The organism is Pseudomonas sp. 1121_17, assembly GCF_052850745.1.
This window is the reverse complement of record NZ_VXCX01000005.1, coordinates 217,615-231,161: the sequence shown is the minus strand read 5'-3', so window position 1 is coordinate 231,161 and position 13,547 is coordinate 217,615. Positions and strand designations below refer to the sequence as shown.

The window sequence follows — 13,547 nt, the reverse complement described above, 5'->3', positions numbered from 1 at the left end:
ATCGCGCGCCCCTACACCGTGATTCGCTCCTTATAACTATGAAACCGACCCTGATTGCCGCGGCTGAAGTCGACCGCCTCGATACCTGGCAGCGCTATTCCAGCCATATGTGCGGGGGCTGCCATTCGACCTGCTGCACGCTGCCGGTGGAAGTGAAGATCAAAGACCTTATCCGTATTGGCGTGGTCGATGACTTCGACAAGGACGAGCCGGCCAAGAACGTTGCCAAGCGCCTGCAGAAGGACGGCATCATCGAGCGTTTCAATCAGAAGTCGGGGATCTTCACCTTGACCCGAATGAGCAACGATGATTGTCTCTATCTGGATCGTAAGAGCCGCCTGTGCACCATTTATGACAAGCGCCCCGATACCTGCCGCAACCACCCCAAGGTCGGCCCACGGCCGGGCTTCTGCGCTTACAAGCCAAAGGTGGTTGGACGCTGAATAGCCGGGGCTGCTGTGCGCCCCCTTAAAGCCACCAGACAAACAAAAACGCCCCCGGTCTCGCGACCGGGGGCGTTTTTATTCAGCTAGATCTGGATTCAGATCTTGGCTTTCTTGGCAGCGCGGGTACGCTCGCTTTCGTCGAGGATCTTCTTGCGAAGACGGATCGACTTAGGCGTGACTTCGCACAGCTCGTCTTCCTGGATGTATTCCAGAGCCTGTTCCAGAGTGAAGCGAACCGGCGGAACCAGAGCGATGGTTTCGTCTTTACCCGAAGCACGCATGTTGTCGAGCTTCTTGCCTTTGGTTGGGTTTACACCCAGGTCGTTGTCGCGGCTGTTTTGACCGATGATCTGACCGTAGTAGATCTCTTGACCGTGCTCGACGAACAGCTTGCCGCGCGCCTGCAGGGTTTCCAGCGAGTAGGTCAGGGCTTTGCCGGTTTCAACCGAAACCAGTACGCCGTTCTGACGGCCGGACATGTGGCCCGACTTGACTGGAGCGTAGCGATCGAAGATCGAGGTCAGGATGCCAGCACCGTTGGTCAGGGTCAGGAACTGGTTACGGAAACCGATCAGACCACGAGCAGGGATGTTGTATTCCAGACGCACACGGCCTTTGCCATCCGGGACCATGTTGCTCAGGTCGCCTTTACGCAGGCCCATCTCTTCCATGACCTTGCCCTGAGCTTCCTCTGGGATGTCGATGGTGACGTTCTCGAACGGCTCTTGCTTGACGCCGTCGACTTCACGAATGATCACTTCAGGACGGCCCAGGGCCAGCTCGAAACCTTCGCGACGCATGGTTTCGATCAGTACCGACAGGTGCAGTTCACCACGGCCGGAAACCTTGAACTTGTCGGCCGAGTCGCCTTCTTCAACGCGCAGTGCAACGTTGTACAGCAGCTCTTTATCCAGACGGTCCTTGATGTTACGCGAGGTCACGAACTTGCCTTCTTTACCGCAGAATGGCGAGTCGTTGACCTGGAAGGTCATGGAAACGGTTGGCTCGTCGACGGTCAGCGGCTTCATCGCCTCGACGTTCAACGGGTCGCACAGGGTGTCGGAGATGAACAGCTCGTCGAAACCGCTGATGCAGACGATGTCGCCGGCGGCAGCTTCTTCAACGTCGACACGGTGCAGACCGTGGTGACCCATCAGCTTCAGGATACGGCCGTTACGCTTTTTGCCGTCGACATCGATGGCGACAACCGGAGTGTTCGGCTTGACGCGACCACGGGCGATACGGCCAACGCCGATAACACCGAGGAAGCTGTTGTAGTCCAGAGCGGAGATCTGCATCTGGAACGGGCCGTCACGGTCAACAGCAGGTGGTGGAACGTGGTCGACAACCGCTTGGTACAGCGGGGTCATGTCTTCGGCCATGGCAGTGTGGTCCAGACCGGCAATGCCGTTCAGAGCCGAGGCGTAGACGACCTGGAAGTCCAGCTGCTCGTCGGTAGCGCCGAGGTTGTCGAACAGATCGAAGATCTGGTCCAGAACCCAATCAGGACGCGCGCCCGGACGGTCAACCTTGTTGATTACAACGATTGGCTTGAGGCCAGCTTCGAATGCCTTTTTGGTCACGAAGCGAGTTTGCGGCATAGGGCCGTCTTGGGCATCGACCAGCAGCAGCACGGAGTCGACCATCGACATTACACGCTCAACTTCGCCACCGAAGTCGGCGTGGCCGGGGGTGTCGACGATGTTGATGTGGTAGCCATTCCAGTTGATGGCGGTGTTTTTCGCCAGAATGGTAATACCGCGCTCTTTCTCCTGGTCGTTGGAGTCCATGACGCGCTCGTCATTGAGCTCGTTACGCTCCAGGGTGCCCGACTGACGCAGGAGTTTGTCGACCAGAGTGGTTTTACCATGGTCAACGTGGGCGATGATGGCGATGTTACGCAGATTTTCGATCACAAATGTATCTCGATCAGAGGATTCGGTTGCCGCCCATTCTAGACGGCCAATATGAAGGTAAAAGGCTCAGCGGGCCCGCGGGTCGGGAGGGCGATGGCGGATGCTGCCGCCATACAGCCCTGGCAGTTTATGCCGGACGATAAACACGCACATTGGCATGTCCCTCACTGAGCAGATGATGCGCATGCAGGCGACTCATGACGCCCTTGTCGCAATAAAGTAGGTACTGACGATTGCCATCGAGCTGCTTGAAGCGGCTGTTGATGGCATAGAAAGGCATGGCCTGGACTTCGATACCGTCGATCACCAAAGGTTGATCCTCTTGCGCATCGGGGTGACGAATGTCGATGACGATCTGGCCTGGAGTGGCCTCGGCCACCTCTTCAATCTGAATGTCCTGGCTGAGTTCGTCGATCACATGGTCGATCGAAATGAAGCGAGCACGTTCCAGCGCGCGCGCCAGGATCTGCATATCGAACTGGGCCTCCTCATATACAACCCGCTGCGGTTTGGCGCAGGTAGTCGGGTTGACCGAGATGACGCCGCAGTATTCTGGCATGTGCTTGGCAAACTCGGCTGTGCCGATCTGATAAGCGGTATCGATGATGTCCTGTTTGTGGCTGGCCAGCAGCGGACGCAGTACCAGCTTGTCAGTGGCCTGGTCGATCACTGTCAGGTTGGGCAGGGTCTGGCTCGACACCTGGGAAATCGCCTCACCGGTGACCAGCGCGTCGATCTGCAGGCGGTCAGCAATGTTGGCCGCTGCGCGCAGCATCATGCGCTTGAGGGTGACGCCCATGTAGCTGTTGTCGACCTTGCCGAGAATCTCGCCGACCACTTCTTCGAACGGCACGCTGATGAACAGCACGCGCTGGCTGCTGCCGTATTTTTTCCACAGGTAGTGAGCGACTTCCATCACCCCCAACTCGTGGGCACGGCCGCCGAGGTTGAAGAAGCAGAAGTGGGTCATCAGGCCGCGACGCATCATCTGGTAGGCAGCCACGGTGGAATCGAAACCACCGGACATCAACACCAGAGTCTGCTCCAACGCGCCCAACGGATAACCGCCGATACCTTGATGCTGATTGTGGATGACGTAAAGGCGCTGATTGCGGATTTCCATCCGCACCTTGATTTCCGGGTTCTTCAGGTCGATACCGGCGGCGCCGCACTGCTGGCGCAACTGGCTGCCAACATAACGGTCAACATCCATCGAGGTGAAGTCGTGGTGGCCGCCCCGCTTGCAGCGTACGGCGAAGCGCTTGCCGGCCAGCAGATGGCCGTAATGCGCCTTGCACTTCTCGACGATATCGTCGAAGTCGCCCAGCGGGTATTCCTCTACCTGAAGGAAGTGGGTGATCCCCGGCGTGCACGACAGCCGGTCGATGATCTCGCGCTGAAGCTTCTCGTCTTCGAGGCGGGTGACCACTTCGAGATTATCCCAGACACCGTCAACCTTCAGCTCAGGGTCGATATCCTTGAGCACGTTGCGGATGTTCTTCGAGAGCTGACGGATGAAGCGCTTGCGCACCGGCCGGCTCTTGATGGTGATTTCTGGGAAGACTTTGACGATGAGTTTCATGGGTAAACAGCGCGCCCAGGGCCTGCCGAAAATGAGGGGCGCGAATTATAGCGGAAATTGCTCAGGATTTGACCAACTTTTGAACAGAAAGGTTTGAGATGAGTGCAAGAGATTGATTTTGCCGCGCCTGTGTCGGCCCTTTCGCGGCGATCCGGCGTCCCGCTAAGCCCGCTCCCACAGGATGGTGCAAAGCCCGACTCCACCGCTATCCCTGTGGGAACGGGTTTACCGGGACGCCGGGCCGCCGCGAAGAGGTTCCAGAGAACGCTCCCGCAAAGATGCGCACTGATTTGGTGCGCAGCTCGCAATTTCCGCATCTAAAAGGTGCGCTTTTGCTCGGTCCAATACTCATAAATGCCCCTGAACGCCCGCTTTTATCTCAGGCTCGCCATTTTCGGGCACTGGCATGCAATTTGCTCTCTTGTGAGGCAGGTAAGCTTGGCCGACTATCCGCGCCCAGCAACACCCTTTTTCCAGGGCAGCGGCCCACCGCGCTCTAGACCCTCCGGAGGACAACATGTCGAAGTCGGTTCAACTCATCAAAGATCATGACGTCAAGTGGATTGATCTGCGTTTCACGGACACCAAAGGCACTCAGCATCACGTGACCATGCCGGCGCGTGATGGTCTGGACGAAGACTTCTTTGAAGTCGGCAAAATGTTCGACGGTTCGTCGATTGCCGGCTGGAAAGGCATCGAAGCCTCCGACATGATCCTGATGCCGGTTGACGATACCGCTGTGCTCGACCCGTTCACCGAAGAGCCAACCCTGATCATCACCTGCGACATCGTCGACCCGTCGAGCATGCTCGGCTACGATCGCGACCCACGTGCGATCGCCAAGCGCGCTGAAGAGTACCTCAAGAGCACTGGCTTGGGTGACACCGTGTTCGCCGGTCCAGAGCCTGAGTTCTTCATCTTCGACGAAGTGAAGTTCCAGTCCGACATCTCCGGTTCGATGTTCAAGATCTTCTCCGAGCAAGGCTCGTGGATGACCGGTGCTGACATCGAAGGCGGCAACAAAGGCCACCGTCCAGGCGTCAAAGGCGGCTACTTCCCGGTACCTCCGTTCGACCACGACCACGAAATCCGTACTGCCATGTGCAATGCACTGGAAGAAATGGGTCAGATCGTTGAAGTTCACCACCACGAAGTGGCGACTGCCGGTCAGAACGAAATCGGCGTCAAGTTCAACACCCTGGTGAAGAAAGCTGACGAAGTCCAGGCCCTGAAATACGTCGTGCACAACGTTGCCGACGCTTACGGCCGCACCGCTACCTTCATGCCGAAGCCACTGTACGGTGACAACGGTTCGGGCATGCACGTGCACATGTCGATCTGGAAAGACGGCAAGAACACCTTCGCTGGCGAAGGCTATGCCGGCCTGTCCGATACCGCCCTGTACTTCATCGGCGGCATCATCAAGCACGGTAAGGCACTGAACGGCTTCACCAACCCGTCGACCAACTCCTACAAGCGTCTGGTCCCAGGTTTCGAAGCACCGGTAATGCTCGCCTACTCGGCCCGTAACCGTTCCGCCTCGATCCGTATTCCTTACGTCAGCAGCCCGAAAGCTCGCCGTATCGAAGCGCGCTTCCCGGACCCATCGGCCAACCCATACCTGGCCTTCGCAGCCCTACTGATGGCTGGCCTGGACGGCATCCAGAACAAGATTCACCCAGGCGATGCCGCCGACAAGAACCTCTACGACCTGCCACCAGAAGAAGCCAAGGACATTCCGCAAGTCTGCGGCAGCCTGAAAGAAGCTCTGGAAGAGCTGGATAAAGGCCGTGCGTTCCTGACCAAGGGCGGCGTGTTCTCCGACGACTTCATCGATGCCTTCATCGAGCTGAAGAGCGAAGAAGAAATCAAGGTTCGCACCTTCGTACACCCGCTGGAATACGAGCTGTACTACAGCTGCTGATGTAAGCGACGCCTGTCGTCGCTAGGCATCAACTGAATACGGCCTCCCTCGGGAGGCCGTTTTCATTTCCGCCAGGCATGATTTTCAGAAGCGTCCGACTTGTGCACCTTCGGCATCACCGCACACTTGCAGCCTCCACTGGAAAAGGACCCTGAGCAGGCAGCAGCATTTTTCACCGATCAGATAGAAGGCAACAAGCTGGTGCAGTACGCGCGACTGTCGCAATGGCAGCTCGCCGGAGCGGCACCCGCACTGCCCCGTCACGACTTGCAGCGCATCATCCGCCCGCGACTGGATGGTCTGCAGGCAGATCTGCTACGCCAGTTGGCGTCCTTAAATCAAACCCGCAGCCGCCAGTGCGCGCGCGAGCTGGCACTGAGTCTGGCGCAACGTCAGGGCGATCCACTGCACCGCGTTGGCATGATCCGCGCCACCGGGCAACTGTGCGACTAGCTACGGGTCAAGATGCTCTATATTGGTGCATAGGTAGGCCGAACGCTCCGCCATGCACCCCAATATGGTTCAAGTGAAACGTTTCATCGGCATTTTTTGGCCTGCAATAGCGCATGAACAGGGCTTTTTCCGGCAATTGCGCTTCTTTTCGGAGCCTTGGTTTGTTTCTTGCATTTTCAAACCATCACGCGGATCACCAGCGCGCCCGCCCTTGGCTCAGCCAACGGCGACCCATGTGCCAAAAGAGGTCGACGACGCCCCATGACCATCAGCGATGCGCAGCACCGTCTACTCCTGGACAACCTGACCACAGCGACCCTGCTGCTCAATGCCGAACTGCGCCTGGAGTACATGAATCCGGCCGCGGAGATGCTGCTGGCGGTCAGCGGTCAGCGCAGTCATGGGCAGTTCATCAGCGAGCTGTTCACCGAGTCGACCGAGGCGCTCAACTCGCTGCGCCAGGCCGTTGAACAGGCTCACCCGTTCACCAAGCGCGAGGCGCAACTGACCTCGCTGACCGGGCAAAGCATCACCGTCGATTACGCGGTTACGCCGATCCTGCATCAAGGCCAGACCTTGCTGCTACTCGAGGTGCACCCGCGTGACCGGCTATTGCGTATCACCAAGGAAGAGGCCCAGCTGTCCAAGCAGGAAACCACCAAGATGCTGGTGCGTGGCCTCGCCCATGAAATAAAGAATCCGCTGGGCGGCATTCGTGGCGCGGCGCAGTTGCTGGCCCGTGAACTACCCAATGATGGCCTGCGTGATTACACCAACGTAATCATCGAAGAAGCCGACCGCCTGCGTAACCTGGTCGACCGCATGCTCGGCTCAAACAAGCTGCCGTCGCTGGCGATGACCAACATTCACGAAGTGCTGGAGCGCGTCTGCAGCCTGGTCGAGGCCGAAAGCCAAGGCTGCATCACTTTGGTGCGTGATTACGACCCGAGCCTACCGGACGTGTTGATCGACCGCGAGCAGATGATCCAGGCCGTACTTAACATCGTGCGCAACGCAATGCAGGCGATCAGCAGCCAGAACGAATTGCGCCTGGGCCGCATCAGCCTGCGCAGCCGCGCCGTGCGCCAGTTCACCATTGGCCACATCCGTCATCGCCTGGTAGCCCGCGTCGAAATCACCGACAACGGCCCCGGCATCCCGGCGGAACTGCAGGACACCCTTTTCTATCCCATGGTCAGCGGGCGCCCGGACGGTACCGGCCTCGGCCTGGCCATCACCCAGAACATCATCAGCCAGCACCAGGGCCTGATCGAGTGTGAGAGCCATGCCGGCCACACCACCTTCTCGATCTTCCTGCCTCTGGAACAAGGAGCCACTGCCCCATGAGCCGAAGTGAAACCGTGTGGATCGTCGACGATGATCGCTCCATCCGCTGGGTCCTGGAAAAAGCCCTGCAACAGGAGGGCATGACCACCCAGAGCTTTGACAGCGCTGACGGAGTCATGGGTCGCCTGGCCCGGCAGCAGCCAGACGTGATCATTTCCGACATTCGCATGCCGGGCGCCAGCGGCCTGGACCTGCTGGCGCAGATTCGTGAACAACATCCGCGCTTGCCGGTGATCATCATGACCGCGCATTCGGACCTGGACAGTGCGGTAGCCTCCTATCAAGGCGGCGCTTTCGAGTACCTGCCCAAGCCGTTCGACGTTGACGAGGCGGTCTCGCTGGTCAAGCGGGCCAACCAACATGCTCAGGAGCAGCAAGGCCTGCATGTCGCGCCGATGCTGACGCGCACGCCGGAGATCATTGGCGAAGCGCCGGCGATGCAGGAAGTATTCCGCGCCATCGGCCGCCTCAGCCACTCCAACATCACCGTGTTGATCAACGGTGAGTCGGGTACCGGTAAAGAGTTGGTTGCCCACGCCCTGCACCGTCACAGCCCAAGGGCTGCTTCGCCGTTCATTGCGTTGAACATGGCGGCGATCCCCAAGGATCTGATGGAGTCAGAGCTGTTCGGCCATGAGAAAGGCGCCTTTACCGGCGCTGCCAACCTGCGCCGTGGCCGCTTCGAGCAGGCCGACGGCGGCACGTTGTTCCTCGACGAAATCGGCGACATGCCAGCCGACACCCAGACCCGCCTGCTGCGGGTACTGGCTGACGGTGAGTTCTACCGCGTGGGCGGGCATATCCCGGTCAAGGTCGATGTACGCATCATTGCCGCAACGCACCAGAACCTGGAAACCCTGGTCCAAGCGGGCAAATTCCGTGAGGACTTGTTCCACCGCCTGAACGTGATCCGCATCCATATTCCGCGACTGTCCGACCGCCGTGAGGATATCCCCACGCTCGCCAGGCACTTCCTCGGCCGAGCGGCGCAAGAGCTGTCGGTCGAGCCAAAGCTGCTCAAGCCGGAAACCGAAGAGTTCATGCGCAACCTGCCGTGGCCGGGCAACGTGCGACAGCTGGAGAACACCTGCCGCTGGATCACGGTAATGGCCTCTAGCCGCGAAGTGCTGGTGGGTGACCTGCCGCCGGAGCTGCTCAACCTGCCGCAGGATGCTGCGCCGGTAACCAACTGGGAGCAGGCACTGCGCCAGTGGGCGGATCAGGCGTTGGCGCGGGGGCAGTCCAACCTGCTCGACAGCGCGGTGCCGAGTTTCGAGCGGATCATGATCGAGACCGCACTCAAGCATACCGCCGGGCGTCGGCGTGATGCTGCGGTGTTGCTGGGTTGGGGGCGTAACACCCTGACCCGCAAGATCAAAGAACTGGGGATGAAGATCGACGGCGGCGATGAGGATGACGGCGACGATCATTGATCTACGCTTGACGCCATACACGCCGGGCCGCATAGCGGCCTTTTTCGACCGGCCCATCGCGCCCCCTGTAGGAGCGGCCTTGTGTCGCGAAAGTGCTGCGTAGCGGCCCCAGGATCTGCGCAACGCCACAGAATCGCCGGGCCAGCTTCGCTGGCCTTTCGCGACGCAAGGCCGCTCCTACAGGGACCGCGCTCGGTTGCGGATCGGCGCAGTCTGTACCATGCACCGAGATCGTGCTCAACGCACCGCCGCAAGGCAAAAACAACCTCAAAACCCGGCCGAATCACCCGCAAAACCCAACAAACACTGCTTTTACAAACCTGGCACGCCCCCTGCAATAGCTATTGCACAACCAGTTTCGGGGGCCCTGGTACAGGCAGGCCGGGTGACCCCTATTTTATTCGCAAGTCGAGCAAGTTCTGGGGACCTCGGTACAGGCAGGCCGGGAATCCCCTCTTTTATTAGTGCAGCCTCACCTGCACACGCCAACGTCCCGCGTCCTCTGCAGCGCTCCATTCGCCCTGCAGGGGGCGCGCGGCCACCACCGTCAGCAGCAAGCCCTTGTCGCTGTTCTGCAAACGCCAGCCTACCGGCTTCTCCTCCAGCATCAGTTGCCCGCGCTGCGCCTTGCCCTTCGCTTCGAACACAATCGCCACCGTACCTTCGACGTTCTCGCCATGCAGCTTTGGCTCTTCGTTGAACCACAGGTCAAGCCCGCCCTGCACTACCCCGATCTGTTCCAGCACACGCTCTTCCGGCGTGGTCAGGCGGCCGATCATCAAGCCGACCATCACCCCGACGATGGCCAGCGACAGCATTACCCGCGGGAACGCTTTCGAACGCTGATCCGGTTCAGGGGTAGAATGCTCGTCATCTTCACGCTTGGAGCCGTGCATGTTTCACGTCATCCTTTTTCAACCAGAAATTCCGCCGAATACCGGCAATATCATCCGCCTGTGTGCCAACAGCGGCTGCGCCTTGCACCTGATCGAGCCGATCAGCTTCGAGCTGGACGACAAGCGCCTGCGCCGGGCCGGGCTGGACTACCACGAGTATGCCACGCTCAAGCGCCACGAGAGCCTGGCGGCGTGCCTGGAAAGCCTCGGCCTGCCGCGTCTGTTCGCCTTCACCACCAAGGGCTCGCACCCGTTTCACGAGGTTGCCTACCAACCAGGCGATGCCTTCCTGTTCGGCCCGGAAAGCCGCGGCCTGCCGGCCGAGGTACTCGACGCCCTGCCCGCCGAGCAAAAGCTGCGCCTGCCAATGCGCCCGGGTTGCCGCAGCCTGAACCTGTCCAACACCGTGGCAGTGACGGTGTATGAAGCCTGGCGCCAGCAGGGCTTTGTCTGAGCCACAAAAAAAGCGCCCAACAGGGCGCTTTTCTCGGTCTGGCAGCCGTGCTTATTGCAGCGACGGTGCTTCGCCAGCGGCCTGCATGCGCTCCATTTCCTGCGCGTACAGGGCGTCGAAGTTCACTGGCGACAGCATCAGCGCCGGGAACGAGCCGCGGGTTACCAGGCTGTCCAGGGTTTCGCGAGCGTACGGGAACAGGATGTTCGGGCAGAACGCGCCGAGGGTGTGGCTCATGGAAGCCGGGTCGAGGTTCTTGATCAGGAAGATACCAGCCTGCTGCACTTCCGCGATGAAAGCCACTTCGTCACCGTTCTTGACGGTCACCGACAGGGTCAGCACGACTTCATGGAAGTCGCCTTCGAGGGCTTTCTGACGGGTGTTGAGGTCCAGCGAAACAGCCGGCTCCCACTGCTGACGGAAGATCTGCGGGCTCTTCGGTGCTTCGAAAGACAGATCGCGCACGTAGATACGCTGCATGGAGAATTGTGCTGCGTTGTCGTCAGTGGCAGCGCCGTTGTTCTGTTGCTCAGTCATGGCTGATCCTAATCCTAATGGGTTGAATGCGGTGTGATTCAGGCCGCGAGGAGGCTGTCGAGCTTGCCCGCGCGCTCGAGGGCGTACAAGTCATCGCAACCACCGACGTGGGTGCTGCCGATCCAGATCTGCGGTACCGAGGTACGGCCGGCCTTCTGGCTCATTTCGGCGCGAACCTGGGGCTTGCCGTCGACCTTGATTTCCTCGAACGGCACGCCTTTGCTTTGCAGCAGTTGCTTGGCGCGGATGCAGAACGGGCAGTAGTCGCTGGAATAGACGATGACGGGCTTCATATCACTTCACCAGGGGCAGGTTATCGGCTTTCCAGCTGGAAATGCCACCGCTGAGCTTGGCCGCGGTGTAACCAGCTTTGAGCAGTTCACGGCAATGGGTACCGGATTGCTGACCCATGCTGTCGACCACGATCAGGGTCTTGTCTTTATGCTTTTCCAGCTCGGCCATACGGCTGGCGAGCTTGTCTTGCGGGATGTTCAGGGCGCCAACGATGTGGCCGGCCGCGAATTCCTTGCTGGTGCGGATGTCGAGCACCACGCCTTTGTCGGCGTTGACCAGCGCAGTCAGCTGGCCGTTGCTCAGGCTCTGGCCGCCACGACGGATTTCGTTGAGCAACAGCAGGATCAGCAGAACAAAGAAAATCGCCACCAGAATCAAGTGGTTTGTGGCAAATGTAATCAGGTTAGCAACCATCAGGTGTGTTCCACGCGATTGAAAATGTCGGCCAGTATACACAGCAGCCAAGGCCCACCAAAGCCCGCCCGCCGGGCAGGCGTGCAGCATTCATCTGCAAACGTTGCAGCGCCAGTCGGCAAACACGATGAATTTTCGCCTGGGGTGGCGCATTTGCCCTAAAATCTGGTCTCTATCATCTTCTGGCAACCGTGAGTGCGATTGATGACGAACACGCCCAAACCTCTGGTCCTGATCATCCTTGATGGTTTCGGCCATAGCGAACACCCTGAACACAACGCCATCTTTGCCGCGAATACGCCGGTCTACGATCGCCTTCGCGCTACCCAGCCGAACGGCTTGATCTCGGGGTCGGGCATGGACGTCGGCCTGCCTGACGGGCAGATGGGCAACTCCGAAGTCGGCCACATGAACCTCGGCGCTGGCCGCGTGGTGTACCAGGACTTCACCCGGGTGACCAAGGCCATCCGCGATGGCGAGTTCTTCACCAATCCGGTGCTCTGCGATGCAGTCGACAAGGCTGTCGGTGCCGGTAAGGCCGTGCACATCCTCGGCCTGCTCTCCGACGGTGGGGTACACAGTCACCAGGATCACCTGATCGCCATGGCCGAACTGGCCGCGCAGCGCGGCGCCGAAAAGATCTACCTGCACGCGTTTCTCGATGGCCGCGACACGCCGCCACGCAGCGCACAGTCGTCGCTGGAGCTGGTCGATGCTGCCTTTGCCAAGCTGGGTAAAGGCCGTATCGCCAGCCTCATCGGCCGCTACTTCGCAATGGACCGCGATAACCGCTGGGACCGCGTCGCTGCGGCCTACAACCTGATCGTCGATTCCAGTGCCGACCACACTGCGGCTAGCGCCGTGGAAGGGCTTGAAGCGGCCTACGCGCGCGGCGAGAGCGATGAATTCGTCAAGGCCACGCGGATTGGCGAAGCGGTCACTGTCGAAGATGGCGATGCGGTGATCTTCATGAACTTCCGCGCCGACCGCGCCCGCGAACTGTCGCGGGTGTTCGTCGAGCCTGACTTCAACGAGTTTGCCCGCACCCGCCAGCCAAAAGTGGCAGCCTTCATCGGCCTGACCCAGTACTCGGCGAAGATCCCCGCGCCGGCAGCCTTCGCCCCGGCCAGCCTGGACAACGTGCTTGGCGAATACCTGGCAAAAAACGGCAAGACCCAACTGCGGATTGCCGAAACCGAGAAGTACGCCCACGTCACCTTCTTCTTCTCCGGTGGCCGCGAAGAGCCGTTCGAAGGCGAAGAACGTATCCTCATCCCGTCGCCCAAGGTTGCTACCTATGACCTGCAGCCCGAGATGAACGCACCCGAGGTCACCGACCGCATCGTCGAAGCGATCGAGCAGCAGCGCTACGACGTGATCGTGGTCAACTACGCCAATGGCGACATGGTCGGCCATACGGGTGTGTTTGCCGCTGCGGTCAAAGCCGTCGAGGCACTCGACACCTGCGTCGGGCGCATTGTCGATGCCCTGGACAAAGTCGGTGGCGAAGCACTGATCACCGCCGACCACGGTAACGTCGAGCAGATGGAAGACGAGAGCACCGGCCAGGCGCATACCGCTCACACCACCGAGCCCGTGCCATTCATCTACGTCGGCAAGCGCCAGCTCAAGGTGCGCAAAGGCGGCGTGCTGGCCGATGTAGCACCGACCATGCTGACCTTGCTCGGCCTGGAAATCCCGGCAGAAATGACCGGGACTTCGATTCTGGTCGAATAAACCGCCCGCTACACCGCTGTTTCCAGACAAACGCCCCGCTGCAGATGCCGCGGGGCGTTTTGTTTGCAGGCCCAGGCGGGCATACTAGGCCAGTCTCCATCCCTGGTACGCCCA

Annotated in this window: 13 protein-coding genes; 7 read left to right on the top strand and 6 right to left on the bottom strand. The window is 59.9% G+C overall.

All coding sequences use genetic code 11. The annotated features are described in order from the left end of the window. Positions 1-38: 38 nt before the first annotated feature. Complete coding sequence (locus FW789_RS12935) at positions 39-443, top strand: YkgJ family cysteine cluster protein (RefSeq protein ID WP_101315626.1); 405 nt, start codon at positions 39-41, stop codon at positions 441-443. Positions 444-541: 98 nt separating this feature from the next. Here FW789_RS12935 and typA read toward each other — a convergent pair whose 3' ends face one another. Then, positions 542-2,362, bottom strand: coding sequence for a translational GTPase TypA (typA, locus tag FW789_RS12930; RefSeq protein WP_103435742.1), 1,821 nt, complete (start codon positions 2,360-2,362; stop codon positions 542-544). A gap of 127 nt (positions 2,363-2,489) precedes the next feature. After that, entirely contained in the window at positions 2,490-3,944 is a 1,455-nt protein-coding gene (gene thiI, locus FW789_RS12925) for a tRNA uracil 4-sulfurtransferase ThiI (RefSeq protein WP_207072934.1), read from the bottom strand. A gap of 517 nt (positions 3,945-4,461) precedes the next feature. Between thiI and glnA the strand changes: the two genes are divergently transcribed. From glnA to ntrC, 4 genes are all read left to right on the top strand, one after another. Then, positions 4,462-5,868: a type I glutamate--ammonia ligase gene (gene glnA / locus FW789_RS12920; protein ID WP_101315620.1), complete on the top strand. Its 1,407-nt coding sequence runs from the start codon at positions 4,462-4,464 to the stop codon at positions 5,866-5,868. A gap of 99 nt (positions 5,869-5,967) precedes the next feature. Continuing rightward, positions 5,968-6,321, top strand: coding sequence for a hypothetical protein (locus FW789_RS12915; RefSeq protein WP_186701222.1), 354 nt, complete (start codon positions 5,968-5,970; stop codon positions 6,319-6,321). A gap of 261 nt (positions 6,322-6,582) precedes the next feature. Further along, on the top strand, positions 6,583-7,668 hold the full coding sequence (gene glnL / locus FW789_RS12910) for a nitrogen regulation protein NR(II) (RefSeq protein WP_101315616.1): 1,086 nt from the start codon (positions 6,583-6,585) through the stop codon (positions 7,666-7,668). Next, positions 7,665-9,101 carry a nitrogen regulation protein NR(I) gene (gene ntrC / locus FW789_RS12905; RefSeq protein WP_446431535.1) on the top strand — a complete coding sequence of 479 codons (1,437 nt, stop codon included), beginning with the start codon at positions 7,665-7,667 and terminating at the stop codon, positions 9,099-9,101. The genes glnL and ntrC overlap by 4 nt, the downstream gene beginning before the upstream one ends. A 461-nt stretch (positions 9,102-9,562) precedes the next feature. Here the strand turns inward: ntrC and FW789_RS12900 are convergent, their stop codons facing one another. Further along, positions 9,563-9,997: a hypothetical protein gene (locus FW789_RS12900; protein WP_103435739.1), complete on the bottom strand. Its 435-nt coding sequence runs from the start codon at positions 9,995-9,997 to the stop codon at positions 9,563-9,565. On the opposite strand from FW789_RS12900, the gene trmL reads away from it, so the two are divergent. Continuing rightward, positions 9,996-10,451: a tRNA (uridine(34)/cytosine(34)/5-carboxymethylaminomethyluridine(34)-2'-O)-methyltransferase TrmL gene (gene trmL / locus FW789_RS12895; protein ID WP_446431534.1), complete on the top strand. Its 456-nt coding sequence runs from the start codon at positions 9,996-9,998 to the stop codon at positions 10,449-10,451. The genes FW789_RS12900 and trmL overlap by 2 nt on opposite strands. Before the next feature lie 51 nt (positions 10,452-10,502). On the opposite strand, the gene secB is transcribed toward trmL, so the two are convergent. The 3 genes from secB to FW789_RS12880 are packed head-to-tail and all read right to left on the bottom strand — an operon-like array spanning position 10,503 to position 11,696. Then, complete coding sequence (secB, locus tag FW789_RS12890) at positions 10,503-10,988, bottom strand: protein-export chaperone SecB (RefSeq protein ID WP_103435737.1); 486 nt, start codon at positions 10,986-10,988, stop codon at positions 10,503-10,505. A gap of 38 nt (positions 10,989-11,026) precedes the next feature. Further along, a complete protein-coding gene (gene grxC / locus FW789_RS12885) occupies positions 11,027-11,281 on the bottom strand; it encodes a glutaredoxin 3 (protein WP_101315605.1) in 255 nt (84 codons plus the stop codon). A gap of 1 nt (position 11,282) precedes the next feature. After that, positions 11,283-11,696 (bottom strand): rhodanese-like domain-containing protein, encoded by a 414-nt coding sequence (locus FW789_RS12880; RefSeq protein WP_103435736.1) that lies wholly within the window; start codon positions 11,694-11,696, stop codon positions 11,283-11,285. Positions 11,697-11,900: 204 nt separating this feature from the next. Between FW789_RS12880 and gpmI the strand changes: the two genes are divergently transcribed. Further along, positions 11,901-13,433, top strand: a complete 1,533-nt coding sequence (gene gpmI / locus FW789_RS12875; RefSeq protein WP_207072932.1) for a 2,3-bisphosphoglycerate-independent phosphoglycerate mutase — start codon at positions 11,901-11,903, stop codon at positions 13,431-13,433. Positions 13,434-13,547 lie beyond the last annotated feature (114 nt).